The organism is Micromonospora xinjiangensis, from assembly GCF_056150165.1.
In genome coordinates this window covers 1,169,604-1,186,740 of record NZ_JAXCFO010000001.1, presented here as the reverse complement: position 1 = coordinate 1,186,740, position 17,137 = coordinate 1,169,604, and the positions used below count along the sequence as shown (strand labels likewise).

Sequence of the window (17,137 nt, the reverse complement as noted above, 5' to 3'; positions counted from 1 at the left end):
ATGTGCGGCGACCGGTTACGGTCACCGCGTCCGTTTCTGCGAGGAGGTTCGCGTGGCGTTCCCTGAAGACGTGCTCACCGCGGACGAGCATGTCGTGTTGCACCTGCACCCGCACTGGAAGGCCCTGATCCGGCCGGTCGTGGTGCTGGTGCTGGCCGTCGCCGCGGTGGTGGCCGGCGCGGTCCTGCTCCCCTCCGGTACGGGCGGGTCCATCGGGCTGGCCGTGATCGGTGCGCTCGCCCTGGTGGCGGTGATCTGGTTCGCGCTCTGGCCGTTCCTGGTGTGGCGCACCACCCACTACCTCTTCACCAACGAGCGGGTGCTGCTCCAGCACGGTGTCTTCTCTCGGGACCGGCGGGACATCCCGCTCACCCGGGTGAACGACCACGCCATGAGCCAGCGGTTCGTCGAGCGGCTGCTGGGCTGCGGCACGCTGACCATCGAGTCGGCCGGCGAGCGGGGCCAGACGGTCCTCGCCGACGTGCCCGGGGTCGGCCAGGTGCAGACGAAGCTGTACGAGCTGGTCGAGGAGCAGCACGACAAGCATTCGCTGGGCGACGGCGAGATGCGGGAGATCCTGGCGGACATGCGCGAGGGCAAGCCGCTGCGCGACCCTTCCGCCTGACCGGGCCCGCGACCTGAGCCACCCCGCCCGCTGGCGCAGAGACGCGGCCGGGGTGGGCTCAGCGGCGGGGCCTGGGCGGGGTGATCGGTTCGAGCTGGGCGGCCAGCTCCGCGTCCAGGTCGGCGTCGGCGAAGCCCGGGTCGAGCCCGGCCAGCCGCTTCTGGGCCGGCGGGGTCAGCCTGCCGTTCGTGGGCGTCCCGGCCGGGCGGCTCTGGTCGCTGCCCGACGACTCGGCCTCCTCCAGCTCGGAGACCGACTCGGCCAGCTCGGCGACCGGGTCCATCTCGGCCATCGTGTCCCACTCGTCCCGCGGGATGCTGTGCCACGTCTTCTCTTCCTTCGCCGCCGCCGCGGGCGCGGGCTGGAAGACGAACGTGCGGTAGGACCAGAAGCGGAACATCGTGGCCAGCAGGACACCGGCCGTCTTGGCGACGTTCAGGGCCAACAGGCTGGTCACGCCGAGGCCGTACTTGGCGGCCGCCAGCACGCCCAGCTCGATGAGCAGGCCGGTGGCGTTGAAGAGGAAGAACAGGGCGTACTCGCGACGGAGGGCCGATTTCGGCCGATCCCGGTACGTCCAGTGACGATTCATCAGATACGAGGTGATCGTCGCCACCACGGTGGCGATGACCGTCGCCTTCAGCTGACCGTCGACAAAAACGGTCAGTGCCAGCGCATTGAACACCGCGTAATTGATGACGGTGTTGATGCCACCAACGATGCCGAATTTGAGCGCCTCGTGGATGAACTTCTGCCAGCGCTCGGGCAGCAGACGGACAAGACGCATGCGGAACACCTTAGGGCAGTGAGTTGGGCCGGCAGGTTCCGGCCGGACGGGATGGGCGGCAGGTCACGCCCCGTGGTCTCGGTCGTGCTTCACTTCCGGCACCGCTGGGGTTCCCGCTTCGGGGAAGACGAACCGCCGGTAGGACCAGAACCGGAACAGCGTGCCGAGCCCGGTGCCGACGACGAAGCTGGCGATGTTGTCGGCGAGCGGGGTCCGGAACACCTCCGGCCAGAGGCTGCCCAGCCCGTAGCGGCTGATCGCGAGGCAGGCGACCGCGATGCCCAGGCCGACGCCGTTGAAGAAGAAGAAGAGAGCGTACTCGCGCGCGGGGTTGTTGCGCTGGCGGTGTCGCCACGTCCAGAAGCGGTTGCCCAGGAAGGCGATGGTGGCGGCGAGGACCGTCGAGATGATCTTCGCGGTGACCTGCTCCGCGCCCTGGACGAAGGCCAGGTAGTTGAAGAGTGCGAAGTCGATCAGGAAGGCGATGCCGCCCACGGTCGCGAACTTGCTCAGCTCGCGGATGAGGTGGCCGAAACGGTCGAGCAGCGCGCCGATCAGACCTCTCCGGGTCTGTTGAGAGCTTTCCTGCTCTCCCGTCATGGTCACGGCCACCCGGCGAGCTTACCGGCTCGGAGCGGACGGCACGGGGAGCAACGGCGAGCAGGCACGGCCCGCCTCGCCGGAACCCGCGGCGGCCGTGCTGGACATGAACAGAGCGTAATCGGGTGGACCACGGATCCGGGCCGGATCGGTGGAAGCCGTACGCCCCGGCGGTTCGCGTCCGGAACGCGCCGGTCGATCGCCGGCCGATCCCCGAGCGAGAGGTTCACCGCAGGATTTGCGTGAAACTGCGCGCAAAAACGGGTATCAGATCGCGATGCCGCAGCGTGGCCGTACCTTGTGCAGTTCTTCACAACCAGTCCCACTGACTGGGGAGGCTGCCCGGTTTACGCTGAGGCCAATCCCAGGTTTCCACGAAGGCGCAGCGGTTCCCGCCCGCCGAGACTCGTGCATCCCATAGATCGGTCAGCGTCGACCACAAGGAGATGTGTCATGGTTGCTCCGGCTACTGTTCGGGGTATCGATCAGGCCCCGACGTCCCATCCGAAACTGCTCGCCTGGGTTCGTGAGGTCGCGGAACTGACCACACCCGACCGGGTGGTCTGGGTGGACGGGTCCGACGAGGAGTGGCGCCGCCTCACCGACGAGCTCGTGGAAGCCGGCACGCTGATCCGGCTGAACCCGGAGAAGAAGCCGAACTCGTTCTACGCCCGTACCGACCCCACCGACGTGGCCCGGGTCGAGGAGCGCACCTTCATCTGCTCGGTGGACGAGGCGGACGCCGGCCCCACCAACAACTGGATGGCCCCGGCCGAGATGAAGCGCGTCATGACGGACCTCTACCGGGGTTCGATGCGCGGCCGCACCATGTACGTCATTCCGTTCGTGATGGGGCCGGTCGAGGCGGAAAGCCCCATGTTCGGCGTGGAGATCACCGACAGCCCGTACGTGGTGGCCTCGATGCGGATCATGACCCGGATGGGCCGGAAGATCCTCGACGCGATGGGCACCGACGCGGACTTCGTTCACGCGCTGCACTCGATCGGCGCGCCGCTCGCCCCCGGCCAGAAGGACGTGGCCTGGCCGTGCAACGAGACCAAGTACATCTCGCACTTCCCGGAGACCCGTGAGATCTGGTCGTACGGCTCCGGTTACGGCGGCAACTCGCTGCTGGGCAAGAAGTGCTACTCGCTGCGGATCGCCAGCGTGATGGGCCGGGACGAGGGCTGGCTCGCCGAGCACATGCTGATCCTGAAGATCACCTCGCCCGAGGGGCGGGTCTACCACATCGCCGGCGCCTTCCCGTCGGCGTGCGGCAAGACGAACCTGGCCATGCTCGAACCGACCATTCCCGGCTGGAAGGTCGAGACGATCGGCGACGACATCGCCTGGATGCGGTTCGGCCCGGACGGCCGGCTCTACGCGGTCAACCCGGAGTACGGCCTCTTCGGCGTCGCGCCCGGCACCGACTGGAAGACCAACGCCAACGCGATGCGGACGCTCGACCGGGGCAACTCCATCTTCACCAACGTGGCCCTCACCGACGACGGCGACATCTGGTGGGAGGGGATGGGCGAGCCGCCGGCCCACCTCATCGACTGGAAGGGCAACGACTGGACGCCGGAGAGCGACAGCCTCTCCTCGCACGCGAACAGCCGTTTCTGCACCCCGATCACCCAATGCCCGATCCTGGCCGAGGACTACTACGACCCGAACGGCGTGCCGATCGACGCGATCCTCTTCGGTGGCCGGCGGCGGGACACCATCCCGCTGGTGACCGAGGCGCGCGACTGGGTGCACGGCGTCTACATGGGCGCCACGCTCTCCTCGGAGACCACGGCGGCCGCCTCCGGCGCCGTCGGTGTGGTCCGGCGCGACCCGATGGCCATGCTGCCGTTCATCGGCTACCACGCCGGTGACTACTTCCGGCACTGGATCGAGATGGGCAAGGGCGCCGACGGCGACGAGTCCAAGCTGCCCCGGATCTACTACGTCAACTGGTTCCGCAAGGACCCGGAGGGCAACTTCCTCTGGCCCGGCTTCGGCGAGAACTCCCGTGTGCTCAAGTGGATCGTCGAGCGCATCGAGGGGCGCGCCGAGGCGGTCGAGACGCCCATCGGCATGGTGCCGGCGCCCGACGCGCTCGACGTCGAGGGCCTGGACATGACGCCGGAGGACGTCCGGATCGCGCTGAAGGTCGACCCGGAGGAGTGGCGCAACGAGCTGCCGCTGGTCACCGAGTGGTTCGAGAAGTTCGGCGACAAGCTGCCCGGGGTCCTCTGGGCCGAGCTGGACGCCCTGCGCGCCCGGCTCGACGCGGAGCAGCCGCAGCGATAGGTGTACGCCGCCCCGTGGCGGGGCATCATCGGATCCCATGAGGACGGCCGCCGAGACCGAGGTCCGGCGGCCGTCCGCCGTCCGGGCGCTGACCGCGCTGCTCGCGGTGACCGCGGCGGCCACCGTCGCGGTCGAGCTGCTCAACTGGTGGTACGCCCCGGAGCAGGGCGTCGGCTTCGCGGTGCGGACGGGCTGGGCGATGCTGCGCTCGCTCGGCTTCCTGGTGCTGATCGGGCACGTCCGTCGCGGTCGGACGGTCGCCCGCCCGTTCGGGCTGATCCTCGCCGTCACCACGGTCTTCGCCGTCGGGCGGCTCGTCGTGCCCCGGGCCGGCGTCCCGCCGCTGCCCGGTGTCCTCGGCTTCGCCCTGCTCACGGGGCTCTGCGTGGCCGTGGTCTGGCTCCTCTACCGTTCACCGGCGCTGGCCGGCCACCTCGTCCGGCACCGTCCCCGGCTGGTCATCGGCCGCTCCGGTGTCTCCTGGCGGGAGGTTCCGCCGCGCCGCCCGGAGGTCAGCGGCTGGCTGCTCACGAGCCGCGCGGCGGCGTTCACGTACAGCCCGCTCATGCTCGTGCCGGCGCTGGTCGCCGTGGGAGCGGCGCTGGACGGGCGGCTGATCGCCGTCCCGGCCGTGCTGGCCTGGATCGGCGCCGGGATCGCCGCGAGTTACGCGGTGCTGTTCTGCACGGCCTTCCTCCTGCGTGGCCGCCGCTGGGCCCGCGGTCTGCTGGTCGTGGTCACGGTGCTCGTGCTCGCCGTCGACCTGCCGCTGTGCCGGTGGCTGCTCGGCGTGGACGGGCTGGTCCGCGACGGCGGGCCGCTGGTCGTCGCCGCCGGGGTGGCCCTGTACGGCGTCTGGCGCGCCGGCCGGGCCGAGCGGGCCGCCCCACCGCCCCCACCCGGTTGATCCCGACGTCCACGGCGGCCCCGACCGCCCCGAGCCTCCCGATCGGTGGGCGATCGGGGAGGAAGCCCGGTGCGGTGACCGTGCTCCCGCGCGTGGACGGGGCAGGATGGGCCCACGGGGCGAGCCGACCCGGTGCCTCGGGTGACTGCCGGAGGAGGACGCGGTGAGCGACGACTTCGACGTGGTGGTGGTCGGGGCCGGCCCGGCGGGATCGGCCGCCGCCCTGGCGGCCCGGCGGGCCGGTGCCCGGGTGCTCCTGCTCGACCGGTCCGACTTCCCCCGGGACAAGGCCTGCGGGGACGGTATCGCCGCGCACACCCTGGACGTCCTCGCCGAGCTGGGCGTGCCGGACGCGGTCGCCGGCTACCCGCCGCTGCCGGCGCTGCGGCTGGTCGGCCCGGGCGGCGGCAGCGTGGCCCGGCCGCTGCCCCGGCCCGCGTACACCGTGCCGCGGACGGTCTTCGACGCCCGGCTGGTCGCCGCAGCGGTGGCGGCCGGGGCGGAGCTGCGGCGGCACACCGTGCGCCAGGTGGAGCAGCGCGACGACGTCGTCGTCCTCGACGGGGAGCTGACCGCCCGGGCCGTGGTCGGCGCGGACGGCGCCGGTTCCGTCGTGCGGCGGGCGCTCGGGAACCCCGTGAACCCCGACCGTCACCTCGCGCTGGCCATGCGGGGGTACGCGCCGGCACTCCCCGGCCCCACGGAACAGCTCATCGTCACCTCGCAGGCGCGCTGGCCGGCGTACGCCTGGTCGTTCCCGATCGGCGACGGGCGGGCGAACGTCGGGTACGGGGAGGTGCTGCGGGGCGAGCCGCTGACCCGCGCGTACCTCCTCGACCGGCTCGCGTCGCTGCTCCCGGAGATCGACCCGGCGACGGTCGAGGCGCTCCGCGCCCATCACCTGCCGCTGTCGACCCACCGTCCGCCACCCGGGCGGGGGCGGGTGGTGCTGGCCGGTGACGCGCTGTCGCTGATCAACCCGTTCACCGGCGAGGGGATCTTCTACGCCCTGCTCTCCGGAGCGCTGGCGGGCGCCGCCGCCGCCGCGGCGCCGGCGCAGGCCGCCCGCCGGTACGCCCACTCCCTGCGCCGGCGGCTCGGCACCCACCTGCGGCACAGCTCGGTCGCGGCCTGGCTGGCCCGGCACCGTCGGGTGGTCGACGCGGCGGTCCGTGCGGCCCGGCGGGACGAGCGGGTCTACCGGGGCGTCGTGGAGCTGGGCCTGGGCGACGGACGGCTGGACGCGCGTACCCTCGTGATGATCGGCATTGGTCTTCCGGGCCGGGATGAGGCTCCGCGGCGCTGATCCCGCCGGCAGGTCGCTACGCTGCTAGGTGATGTCTGTGCGGAACCTTGTCTACTCCGTGTACGAGCGACGCCTCAAGGCGAAGCTCGTCGGCAAGCCGGTGCCCCGGCACGTCGGCGTCATGTGCGACGGCAACCGCAGGTGGGCCCGGGAGATGGGGTACGTCGACCCGAATGACGGGCACCGGGTCGGCGCCGCCAAGATCAAGCACGTGTTGGGCTGGTGCGACCAGGCCGGAATCGAGCACGTCACCCTCTACCTGCTGGCCACCGACAACCTCCGCCGCCCGGCCAGCGAGCTGGATCCCCTGCTCCAGATCATCGAGGACCTGGTGGTGGAGCTGGCCGAGGAGGGCAACCCCTGGCGGCTGCGGATGGTCGGCGCGCTCGACCTGCTCCCCGCGCAGACCGCGGCCGCCCTCAAGGCGGCCGAGGAGCGCACCCGCGGGCGCAGCGGCGGGGCCGAGGTCAACATCGCGGTCGGCTACGGCGGGCGGCGGGAGATCATCGACGCGGTGCGCTCGCTGCTGCTGGAGCACGCCGCGACCGGCGGCACCATCGAGGAGCTGGCCGAGGAGCTGGACGTCGAGCACATCGCGGAGCACCTCTACACCCGTGGGCAGCCCGACCCGGACCTGGTGATCCGCACCAGCGGGGAGCAGCGTCTGTCCGGGTTCATGCTGTGGCAGTCGGCGCACTCCGAGTTCTACTTCTGCGAGTTGAACTGGCCCGACTTCCGCCACATCGACTTCCTCCGCGCGCTGCGCTCGTACGCCAACCGCCAACGCCGCTACGGCGCCTGACCCGCCCCCTTCTTCCGGCCGCCCTTCTCCGCCCGCCCCTTCTCGTCGATCACGCAGTTGTGGCGCCCGGATCGCCCCTTCGGTGGCTTTTGTGAGGTGCCACCAGTGCATGATCGACGCGACCGGGGCTGAGGGCCGGTGCGGGGTGGGGGCCTGGGAGCGGGGGCCGTCAGGTGAGGCGGTTGGTCGCCTCGGTGAGGAAGTCGCCCAGCGCCGCGGGGGAGTCGATGGTGAGGTCGGCGGCGTCCGCGACCTCCTGGCCGGTCTCCGGGTTGTTCACGGCGACGCACACCCCGAAGAAGTCGGGGTCGGCGGCCGCCCGCGCCCGCAGCGCCGCGAAGGCCTTGATGTCGGAGACGTCGTCACCGAAGTACCAGGCGGCGTGCGCCCCCTGGATGACCTCGCCGATCACCATGCCCTTGTCGCGGTCGACCGGCGGCTTGAGCTCCAGCACCATGCGACCACCCTGCACCCGCAGGCCGAGGCGGTCGGCCTGGGCCCGGCCCCACTCCTGCACCGCCTCGCCGAGCTGTGGCGCGGTGCGCCAGTGCAGCGCCACCGACAGCCTCTTGAACTCGACCAGCGTGCCCAGCGGAAGCTCGGCCCGGGCCAGGTCGGCCAGCTCGGCCATGGTGGGCACCCAGGGCAGCGCGGCCGGCTCGGTCACCGTCTCGCCGCCCGAGTGGCTGTGCTCGAGGCCGTAGAGACCGTAGAGATCCACCCCGGCGAGGCCGCCGAGGCGGTCACGGAGGAAGTCCACCGGTCGGGCGGAGACGATCGCGATGCGGCGCACCAGGGGAGCGAGCGCCTCGATCGCGGCCAGCACCTTCGGTGCGGGCTGGACCGCGGTCGGGTCGTCGCCGACCGGCGCGAGGGTGCCGTCGAAGTCGAAGAAGAGCACCGTCCCGGATGCCCGGTCGGCGGTGGTCCGCCAGGCCTCGTCGGCGTTCAACGGGGTCCCTGGCTGCTGGTTGCCCAAGTTCAACGGCGGCACGCGCGTCAGCGTACCCCGGCTTCGGCGGCTCAATCGTGGCCGAGCGTGGCCCCTCGGCTCGGGCGGTGGATCACCGTTCGGCGGCTCCCCGCTCCCGCCGTCCGAACGGCACGACCGCCGCCTCCTGGCCGTGGCTGAGCAGGTAGCCCTCCACGAACCCGGTGTTGCGGTCGCCGGCGCGTGACTCGATCTCGTTCAACCGCGCGACCAGGAACTCGGTGAGCGCACTGACCCGGTCGTTCATCCGCTCGTGCAGCTCGGCCAGTACGGCGAGAACCACCGCGGTGCCGGCGGCGGTGAGCGCGAAGAGATTGACGAGCAGGGGAAGCTGCCCGCCGTCGACCACGAGTGTCACCGCGTTACCTGTGACGCACAGTGTCATGGACACGGTGGCCACCACGACTGCCAACCATTTCAGGGTCATGAAAAGACCCCTCCTTCTGTCCCGCAGGGCTGGGTTCGGCCTTGTCCCGTCCCCCCGCCGACGACGAGCCCAAGCAGTACGAATACGGACGCTAGCGTGCCCGTTCCTGCCCCGGAGCGAAACGAAAGAGTCTGACCTGCCGTTCTTTCGCTATCTGAGGAACTACCCGGCCTGTTTACCCCGTTTACGGACATCGACCGGGAGAGTCGGGCGATAAGCGAGGTATCGAATGGTTTCGCGAATGTGGAACTTCTCCGCGTCCGACACGTTCGGATCCACCAGCCGGCGCAGCAACGCCTCCACGTCCGGGTCCATCGGCGGGGCGGGTTCGTTGCCGCGCGGGGCGGTGGCGGTCCGGTCCCAGCCGAGCGCGGCGAAGGCGGTGGCGGGATTCAGGCCCAGGCCCTCGCAGAAGGCGACCACGCGCTCCGCCTCCGGATCGCTCGCCCAGTCGCCGCGGACCCACCGGTTGATCGTCTGCCGGGAGACGCCGGTGCGTCGGGAGACCTCTGTGCCACTCCAGGCCCGTGTCGCCCGCGCCTCGTCGAGCGCGCGGCGGACGAAGGTGGCGAATGCGATCTTCCGTGCGTTGGCGGTCTCGGTCACCTCGTGACGGTACGACCAGTCGACTCGGGACGCCGACCCTGGCACGCGGTTGTCACGCGAACGTGACGGGGTGCTCGGATTTCCGGTAAACGATCCAGCACCGCTTCTGAGGGGCATCACGCGGGCAGAATAGATGACCGTAGGTGTCGGCGTAAACGGACGAAAAGCTGATACTGTCACGTCCATGGGACATCCTACGGTGTGTCACGTGCCTGAGACGACTGGTGCTCACATGCGTCACGCCCCCGGTGCGAGGGGGGTGTGGTGACCGAACTCGCGACGCGTGCCCAGGCCTTCGGCCTGATCGCCGAGGGCGTCGCCGCCGGCCTGAGCGCCCCCTGGCGCCTCTATCTGGCCCGGGGCTGCCGTTACCTCTCGCTGAGCGTGGGCGACCGGACCGAGTGGGACGCCTGGCGTACCCACCTCGGCTGCCCGGAGCTGAGCGTGCGGGTCTACGACGCCGGCGGGGAGATCCGCCGGTCGTCGGTGGCGGAGGTCGTCCTCGACGGCTGCCGGATCAGCGTCGAGCTGGTCGAGGAGATCGGCACCGCGGACCTGGACAAGCTGCTGCTCCCGGACCCCGCCTCGGCCGAGCCGGAGGAGCGATGAGCCCCTTCCTCGCGATCTTCCTCGTGCTGGTCCTCGGCGCGACCAGTTACGCGGCCGGGCGGCTGCACGGCCAGTTGAGCTACCGCATCGGCTACCGGTTCGGCTACCGGCAGGGCTACTTCGACGGAGACCGGGGCGCGTGGAACCGGCGCCGTCGGGACGCCCAGGCGGCCATCGCGTCGGCGCTCGCCGCGTCCCCGCCCAGCACCATCCGGGTGAGCGGGACGGTGGCCGGTCCCGGCACCACCTACACTGGCTCGTCGTTCTCGGCGCCGGCCGCCCCGGTCACCGGGCGGCACCCGACCGGCACCCTGGTCAGACGGACCGGTTGAGACGGCCGGCGGAGGCGCCCCGGCCGCGCCCCGCCGACCGGCACCAGGCGCGGTGCGTCGTCCGCGGCGGACACGCACCGTCGGGGCCACGTCAGACCGGTGACGGTGGTCCCACCGGCCGGGATGCGCGCAGGGGGCATGCATCCCGGCCGGCTCCGCCGCCCGCGGCTCGGTAGCCGGCGCGCCCGATCGCGCCGGCTACCGCTGTGACGTGCTGTTCATGTACCGGTCGGCGGAGAGCCACGGCCAACCTCTAGCCGGGATGCCCGTACGCCGCTAGCGTCTAGGCATGGCACGGGGTTCTCCCGGGCCAACCGGCAAGCCCGGACCTGCGATCCTCGCACACGGGGCCCGCATCCGACCCCGTGTCCCCGGGCACCGGAGGAGGCGGAACGCGGATGGCCGGGTGCACATCCGCCGGAGCAGGCCTGTGACGACTCGCCGTACCACCGCCGGTGCCGACCAGACCCCGGCCGCGACTGCCACGACCCGCCGCGCCACCCGGAGCCGCCGCACGGCGGCCAGCGCGCCGGCCGACGCCAAGGAGCCCCGACCAGCCGGCCAGGCCTTCGTCCTGGACACCTCGGTGCTGCTCTCCGATCCGGCGGCGTTCCACCGCTTCGCCGAGCACGAGGTGGTGCTACCGCTCGTGGTGATCTCCGAGCTTGAGGGGAAGCGGCACCACCCGGAGCTGGGCTGGTTCGCCCGGCAGTCGCTGCGCATGCTCGACGAGCTGCGCGTGCGACACGGCCGGCTCGACCGGCCGGTGCCCGCCAACGACCTCGGCGGCACGCTCCGGGTGGAGCTCAACCACACCGACGACGGGGTCCTCCCGCCCGGCTTCCGCAACGAGAGCAACGACGCCCGCATCCTCTCCGTGGCGCTCAACCTGGCCGCCGAGGGGCGGGAGGTCACGCTGGTCAGCAAGGACATGCCGCTGCGCGTGAAGGCCGCCTCGGTGGGCCTGCGCGCCGACGAGTACCGGCACGGCCAGGCCAGCGACCCGACCTGGACGGGCATGGCCGAGTTGCAACTGACCGAGGAGCAGATCGGTCAGCTGTACGCCGGAGAGACGCTCGACGTGGACGAGGCGGCCGGCCTGCCCTGCCACACCGGGCTGGTGCTCCACTCCACCCGGGGGTCGGCGCTCGGCCGGGTCCTGCCGGACAAGACGGTGCGCCTCGTCCGCGGCGACCGGGAGGCGTTCGGCGTCCACGGCCGCTCGGCCGAGCAGCGGATCGCTCTGGACCTGCTGCTGGACGAGTCGGTCGGCATCGTGTCGCTCGGCGGCCGGGCCGGCACCGGCAAGTCCGCGCTCGCCCTCTGCGCCGGCCTGGAGGCCGTGATGGAGCGTCGCCGGCACAAAAAGGTGATCGTCTTCCGCCCGCTGTACGCCGTCGGCGGCCAGGAGCTGGGCTACCTGCCCGGCACCGAGTCGGAGAAGATGTCGCCCTGGGCCCAGGCGGTGTTCGACACGCTCGGTGCGGTGGTGCACGAGCACGTGCTGGAGGAGGTCACCTCCAGAGGCCTGCTCGAGGTGCTCCCGCTCACCCACATCCGGGGCCGCAGCCTGCACGACGCGTTCGTGATCGTGGACGAGGCGCAGTCCCTGGAGCGCGGGGTGCTGCTCACCGTGCTCTCCCGGATCGGGCAGGGCTCCCGGGTCGTGCTGACCCACGACGTCGCGCAGCGGGACAACCTGCGGGTCGGCCGGCACGACGGGGTGACGGCGGTCATCGAGGCGTTGAAGGGCCATCCGCTCTTCGCGCACGTCACGCTCAGCCGTTCGGAGCGGTCGCCGATCGCCGCAATGGTGACGGACCTGCTGGAGGACATCCCGACGTGATGACCCGTTAGTGGGCTTTTGCCTACATAAATTCTGTGGCGCAAGTCACAAATCCGTCTCTTGGTTTCCCATCGGCCTCACCGTGCGCGATGGTGTCCCACGAGCGCCCACGCACCGGAAAGATCGTCAGGGATCATTCGTCACACCCGCCACGACACCGGTACGTCGGCTGCGGCCGGCGACGGTCGGGGCGCTCACGGCGCGGGACCGGCCCTCGACGGCCCGGCACCGCGCCGTGTCCTTGCCCCCGACGAAGGGACCACTTCGTGAGTCGGCTGTGGAGCCGGTTGGGTGCCCGTACGGCCGCCGTCGCGTTGCTCTCCGTGGGCGTCGCCGGCGGCTTCTATCTGGGCGAAGACCGACAGACCCAGCAACAGGGCCTGACCGCGCAGGTCGGCGCGGAGGTCGACCAGGCGGAGTACGAGTACCAGCGCGAGCGTCAGGCCGTCCACCAGGTGCAGTCGGCCCGGCAGCGTGCCGCCGAGTACCAGGCCAAGCTCCGGGCCGCCGAGGCGGCCAAGGAGGCCGCCGAGCGGGCCCGCCGGGCCGAGGAGGCGGCGGCGTCCCGCAAGCGGCAGCGCGAGGCCGAGAACGCCGCCCCGAAGCCGTACGACGGACCGATCCCGGCCTCGTGCGAGGAGTACAGCGGCAACCGGAAGATCGGTTGCGCGGAGATGATCAATGCGGGCTTCCCCATCAAGGAGTTCCCCTGCCTGGAGAAGCTCTGGACGAAGGAGAGCGGCTGGAACCACAAGGCCCGCAACTCCTCGTCGGGCGCCTACGGCATCCCGCAGGCCTACCCGGGCAGCAAGATGGGTTCCGTCGCGGACGACTGGCAGACCAACCCGGCCACCCAGATCAAGTGGGGGCTGGGCTACATCAAGGGTAGGTACGACACGCCCTGCGGAGCCTGGGGCTACTTCCAGAGCAACGGCCACTACTGACGCGGTCGACGGTGGGGGGTGGGTCGACCACCGCCCCACCGTCGCTCGTACCGGCCCGCCCGGGCGGGACGCGAGTGGCGGCCGGCCGCATTTACTGATAGCAGTTGGAGGGTGACCCTGCTCCCCGGCAACGGCGACCCGCACCGGTTCGGCACCGAGGCGTTCTACGCCTCCATCGGCCGGGCGTTCGTCGCGATGTGCGCGGTGGTGCCGTTCCTCTTCCTCATCGAGGTCGCCGACCAGGGTCTCGCGTTCGGCCTGGACGCCACGGCGGGCATCATTCCGAAGCGCATCGACGGGCTCGACGGGGTCTTCTTCTCGCCCTTCCTGCACCACGGGTTCGACCACCTCTACAGCAACAGCATCCCCCTGATCCTGCTCGGTACGTTCGTGCTCGCGGCTGGCGCGCGCCGCTTCCTCTGGTCGACGCTGTTGATCATCCTGGTGAGCGGCCTCGGCGTCTGGTTCACCGGCTCGCCGAACTCGGTGGTCGTCGGCGCCAGCGGTGTGATCTTCGGCTATCTCGGCATCCTGCTCACCCGGGGCATCTTCGAACGCAGCTGGTGGAACTTCGCCGTCTTCCTGCTGGTCGGGCTCCTCTACGGCTGGCAGCTGGTGGGCGTCCTGCCCACCGACGAGCGGATCTCCTGGCAGGGGCACCTGTTCGGGCTGCTCGGCGGGGTGATCGCGGCCATCCTGTTCCGCCGCCGCCGCCACGACCCCTACCGCTCCGAGTCCACGCTCTCCCTGCCCTGAGGCGCGCCGTCCGGGACGTGCTTGCCCCGGGCCGCCACGTCGCCCTACCGTCGGCATCAGCACGCGTTGATCGCCGAGCGGGAAGCGACGGTACGCCATGCGCGAGGTCGATGTCGCCGTCATCGGAGCCGGCCCTGCCGGCCTCTTCGCCGCGTACTACGCGGGCTTCCGGGGGCTGTCGGTGGCACTGATCGACGCGCTGCCCGAGCCGGGCGGCCAGGTCACCGCCATGTACCCGGAGAAGCTGATCCTCGACGTCGCCGGGTTCCCGTCGATCAAGGGGCGCGAGCTGGTGGCCAACCTGGTCGCCCAGGCCGCGCCGTTCGACCCGTGCTACCTGTTGGGCACGCGCGCCGAGCGGCTCTCCTACGACGACGGGCGGCCGGTGCTGGGGCTCGCCGGGGGAGGGCAGCTCCGCTGCGGCGCGGTGATCGTGACCGGTGGGCTGGGCAGCTTCACGCCGCGCCCGCTGCCCGTCGCCGAACACTTCGCCGGCAAGGGGATCGTCTACTTCGTACCGCAGCCGGCGGAGCTGGCCGAGAAGGACGTGCTGATCGTCGGGGGAGGCGACTCCGCCTTCGACTGGGCGCTCACGCTGCATCCCCTGGCCCGCTCGGTGACCCTGGTCCACCGGCGGGAGCGGTTCCGGGCGCACGCCGCGACCGTCGCCCGGGTGCTGGCGCTGCCGATCAGGGTGGTCGTCAACGCCGAGGTCACCCGGCTGTACGGAGACGGCGCGGTCAGCGGCGCCGAGATCACCGTCCGGGGCGGTGCGGCCGAGACCCTGCCGGTCGACGCCGTGGTCGCCGCGCTCGGGTTCACCGCCGACCTGGGCCCGCTCGCCGACTGGGGGCTGCGGCTGGACCGCAGGCACGTCCTCGTGGACAGCAGGATGGCCACCAACCTGCCCCGGGTCTTCGCGGCCGGCGACATCACCGAGTACCCCGGCAAGGTCCGGCTGATCGCCACCGGGTTCGGGGAGGCCGCCACGGCGGTGAACAACGCGGCGGTGGCCATCGACCCGAACGCGCACCTCTTCCCGGGCCACTCCTCCGACGGCGGTTGAGCCCCCACCGGTACGGATCCACAGCGCGGGTCGTGCTGCTGCTGGCCGCGTTGGTGGTGCTCGTTCCACCGGGCTCGCCGTCGCCGCGTTCTTCGCGCTCGCACCCCTGCTGCTCGTGTGGCGGCGTGGCGACGTACCCCTCCGTGTCGACCGCGCCGTGGGCCCTGACCGCCGTTCCGGCCCGCGTCGCTCCGGCCCCGTCCGGGTACGGCTCGCCGGTGAGGCGTGCGCGTGCTCAGCGGGGCGCGGGCGGTGCCAGGGCGGCGACCAGCACGGCGACCAGCGTCAGGGCGGCGCCGGCGAGGGTGGTGAGACCGGGGTGTGAGGCCGCCGTCGGCAGCGCCAGGTCGAGCAGGACGGCGCCGACGACCTGGCCCGCGATGGTGGCCAGGCCGAGCAGCAGCACGCCGGTGAAGCGGACGATCGCCGCGGCGAGGGCGATGAAGACGATGCCGATGGGGCCGCCCAGGTAGAGCCAGGGCTCGGCGGGCAGGCTCCCCGCGGGCCAGCCCCGCACCGCGATGTCGACGGCGAACGCGACGAGCAGGGCCACCGTGCCGACGGCGAAGTTCACCAGCGTGGCGGTCAGCGCGCTCCCCGAGGCCACCCGTACCCGCCCGTTGACCGCCTGCTGCCAGGCGATGGCCACGCCCGCGAGCAGCGGAAGCACGGCCAGGACCAGGGCGTCCGGCTGCCCGAGCCGGTCGCTGACCGCCAGGAGCACCGCGACCACGGTGAGCGCCGCGCCGACCAGGCGTTGACCGGTGACCGGCTGCCGGCCGGTCGGGCCGAGGCCCAGACCGTCGACCGCCAGGCTGCTGCCGGACTGACCGGCCACCACCGCCACGGTGAAGACGGCCACCCCCAGCGTGCCGATGGTCAGGCCCTGGGTCGCCACCAGGAACGCGCCGCACACGCCGCCCAGGCACTGCCAGGGCCGCAGCGTGCCGGCACTGAGCGCCTCCCGCAGGGCGACCAGCCCGCGCCGCCCGGTCGGGGCGGCGGGGACCAGCACCAGCAGCACGATCAGCCCGAGGCCGAAGGAGATCACCGCGGCGGCGAAGCCGTCGTCGAGGCGTACGCCCAACTCGCCGTTGATCCGCGACTGCACGGCCACGGCGAGGCCGGAGAGGGTCGCGAGTCCCACGCCCACGATCCGCTGGGTCGCGGGCAGGAGGGACCGTTCGGTCGTCGCGGTGCTCACTCCTGCTCGGCCAGCGGTCGGCCGTCGAAGTCGACGGCCGAGTAGAGCGCGAGCTTCTCCAGCCGGTGGTACGAGTCGATCACCCGGATGGTGCCGCTCTTCGAGCGCATCACGATCGACTGCGTGTACGCCCCACCGGCCCGGTAGCGCACCCCGCGCAGCAGGTCGCCGGAGGTGACGCCGGTGGCCACGAAGAAGCAGTTGTCCCCGGTCACCAGGTCGTCGGTGAACAGCACGCGGTCGAGGTCGTGCCCGGCGGCCAGCGCCTTCTCCCGCTCCTCGTCGTCCTTGGGCCAGAGCTTGGCCTGCATCACCCCGCCCATGCACTTCAGCGCGCAGGCCGCGGTGATCCCCTCCGGCGTGCCGCCGATGCCCATCAGCACGTCGACGTCCGACTCGCCCCGGGCGGCCGCGATGGCGCCCGCGATGTCGCCGTCGGAGATGAAGCGGATGCCCGCCCCCGCCCGCCGGATCTGGTCGACCAGGTCCTTGTGGCGCGGCCGGTCGAGGACGCAGACCGTCACCTCGGAGACGTCGGTGCCCTTGACGCGGGCGATGCGCCGCAGGTTCTCGGCCACACCCGCGTTGATGTCCACCACGTCGGCGTAGAGCGGGCCGACGGCGAGCTTCTCCATGTAGAAGACGGCGCTCGGGTCGAACATGGCACCCCGCTCGGCCACCGCCAGCACCGCGAGGGCGTTCGGCATCCCCTTGCTCATCAGCGTGGTGCCGTCGATCGGGTCGACCGCGACGTCCACCTCCGGACCGGTGCCGTCGCCGACCTCCTCGCCGTTGAAGAGCATCGGGGCGTTGTCCTTCTCGCCCTCGCCGATCACCACGACGCCCCGCATCGGGATCGAGTTGATCAGCTTGCGCATGGCGTCGACGGCGGCCCCGTCGCCGCCCTCCTTGTCGCCACGGCCGACCCACCGGCCGGCGGCCATCGCGGCCGCCTCGGTGACCCGAACCAGGTCCAGGGCGAGGTTGCGGTCCAGATTCTGCGGGATCCGGGTCCTGGTGTTCGTCATGAC

18 protein-coding genes are annotated in these 17,137 nt (G+C 71.7%); 11 read left to right on the top strand and 7 right to left on the bottom strand.

What is annotated here, in order from left to right; translation table 11 throughout:
• The first annotated feature begins 52 nt into the window (after positions 1-52).
• Positions 53-625 (top strand): PH domain-containing protein, encoded by a 573-nt coding sequence (locus SM573_RS05660; protein WP_474611713.1) that lies wholly within the window; start codon positions 53-55, stop codon positions 623-625.
• Between the two features lie 58 nt (positions 626-683).
• On the opposite strand, the gene SM573_RS05655 is transcribed toward SM573_RS05660, so the two are convergent.
• Positions 684-1,412 carry a GtrA family protein gene (locus tag SM573_RS05655; protein WP_474611714.1) on the bottom strand — a complete coding sequence of 243 codons (729 nt, stop codon included), beginning with the start codon at positions 1,410-1,412 and terminating at the stop codon, positions 684-686.
• A 63-nt stretch (positions 1,413-1,475) separates the two neighbouring features.
• A complete protein-coding gene (locus SM573_RS05650; protein WP_474612054.1) occupies positions 1,476-2,012 on the bottom strand; it encodes a GtrA family protein in 537 nt (178 codons plus the stop codon).
• A gap of 453 nt (positions 2,013-2,465) precedes the next feature.
• Between SM573_RS05650 and SM573_RS05645 the strand changes: the two genes are divergently transcribed.
• From SM573_RS05645 to SM573_RS05630, 4 genes are all read left to right on the top strand, one after another.
• The gene (locus SM573_RS05645; protein WP_474611715.1) at positions 2,466-4,310 is read left to right on the top strand and encodes a phosphoenolpyruvate carboxykinase (GTP); all 1,845 of its coding nucleotides are present in this window, start codon (positions 2,466-2,468) and stop codon (positions 4,308-4,310) included.
• Between the two features lie 37 nt (positions 4,311-4,347).
• Positions 4,348-5,217 (top strand): hypothetical protein, encoded by an 870-nt coding sequence (locus SM573_RS05640; protein WP_474615615.1) that lies wholly within the window; start codon positions 4,348-4,350, stop codon positions 5,215-5,217.
• Between the two features lie 163 nt (positions 5,218-5,380).
• Positions 5,381-6,523 carry a geranylgeranyl reductase family protein gene (locus SM573_RS05635; protein WP_474615614.1) on the top strand — a complete coding sequence of 381 codons (1,143 nt, stop codon included), beginning with the start codon at positions 5,381-5,383 and terminating at the stop codon, positions 6,521-6,523.
• A gap of 31 nt (positions 6,524-6,554) precedes the next feature.
• Positions 6,555-7,325, top strand: a complete 771-nt coding sequence (locus SM573_RS05630) for an isoprenyl transferase (RefSeq protein ID WP_474611718.1) — start codon at positions 6,555-6,557, stop codon at positions 7,323-7,325.
• Between the two features lie 169 nt (positions 7,326-7,494).
• Here SM573_RS05630 and otsB read toward each other — a convergent pair whose 3' ends face one another.
• The 3 genes from otsB to SM573_RS05615 all read right to left on the bottom strand — a co-directional run bounded on the left by otsB (position 7,495) and on the right by SM573_RS05615 (position 9,349).
• The gene (otsB, locus tag SM573_RS05625; protein ID WP_474611719.1) at positions 7,495-8,319 is read right to left on the bottom strand and encodes a trehalose-phosphatase; all 825 of its coding nucleotides are present in this window, start codon (positions 8,317-8,319) and stop codon (positions 7,495-7,497) included.
• A 70-nt stretch (positions 8,320-8,389) separates the two neighbouring features.
• Positions 8,390-8,743, bottom strand: coding sequence for a hypothetical protein (locus SM573_RS05620; protein WP_474611720.1), 354 nt, complete (start codon positions 8,741-8,743; stop codon positions 8,390-8,392).
• A gap of 162 nt (positions 8,744-8,905) precedes the next feature.
• Positions 8,906-9,349: an XRE family transcriptional regulator gene (locus SM573_RS05615; RefSeq protein ID WP_474611721.1), complete on the bottom strand. Its 444-nt coding sequence runs from the start codon at positions 9,347-9,349 to the stop codon at positions 8,906-8,908.
• A gap of 264 nt (positions 9,350-9,613) precedes the next feature.
• Between SM573_RS05615 and SM573_RS05610 the strand changes: the two genes are divergently transcribed.
• The 6 genes from SM573_RS05610 to SM573_RS05585 all read left to right on the top strand — a co-directional run bounded on the left by SM573_RS05610 (position 9,614) and on the right by SM573_RS05585 (position 14,902).
• A complete protein-coding gene (locus SM573_RS05610; protein WP_474611722.1) occupies positions 9,614-9,958 on the top strand; it encodes a hypothetical protein in 345 nt (114 codons plus the stop codon).
• The gene (locus tag SM573_RS05605; protein ID WP_474611723.1) at positions 9,955-10,290 is read left to right on the top strand and encodes a hypothetical protein; all 336 of its coding nucleotides are present in this window, start codon (positions 9,955-9,957) and stop codon (positions 10,288-10,290) included. Before SM573_RS05610 ends, SM573_RS05605 begins: the two co-directional genes overlap by 4 nt.
• Before the next feature lie 430 nt (positions 10,291-10,720).
• A complete protein-coding gene (locus SM573_RS05600) occupies positions 10,721-12,136 on the top strand; it encodes a PhoH family protein (RefSeq protein WP_474611724.1) in 1,416 nt (471 codons plus the stop codon).
• A gap of 266 nt (positions 12,137-12,402) precedes the next feature.
• Entirely contained in the window at positions 12,403-13,080 is a 678-nt protein-coding gene (locus tag SM573_RS05595) for an aggregation-promoting factor C-terminal-like domain-containing protein (protein ID WP_474611725.1), read from the top strand.
• Between the two features lie 111 nt (positions 13,081-13,191).
• Positions 13,192-13,836 carry a rhomboid family intramembrane serine protease gene (locus SM573_RS05590; RefSeq protein WP_474611726.1) on the top strand — a complete coding sequence of 215 codons (645 nt, stop codon included), beginning with the start codon at positions 13,192-13,194 and terminating at the stop codon, positions 13,834-13,836.
• Positions 13,837-13,933: 97 nt separating this feature from the next.
• The gene (locus tag SM573_RS05585) at positions 13,934-14,902 is read left to right on the top strand and encodes an NAD(P)/FAD-dependent oxidoreductase (protein WP_474611727.1); all 969 of its coding nucleotides are present in this window, start codon (positions 13,934-13,936) and stop codon (positions 14,900-14,902) included.
• 235 nt (positions 14,903-15,137) lie between these two features.
• Here the strand turns inward: SM573_RS05585 and SM573_RS05580 are convergent, their stop codons facing one another.
• Together SM573_RS05580 and glpX are read right to left on the bottom strand one after the other, a co-directional pair.
• Positions 15,138-16,076 (bottom strand): DMT family transporter, encoded by a 939-nt coding sequence (locus SM573_RS05580; protein WP_474612055.1) that lies wholly within the window; start codon positions 16,074-16,076, stop codon positions 15,138-15,140.
• Between the two features lie 26 nt (positions 16,077-16,102).
• Complete coding sequence (gene glpX, locus SM573_RS05575) at positions 16,103-17,134, bottom strand: class II fructose-bisphosphatase (RefSeq protein ID WP_474611728.1); 1,032 nt, start codon at positions 17,132-17,134, stop codon at positions 16,103-16,105.
• Positions 17,135-17,137: the final 3 nt, after the last annotated feature.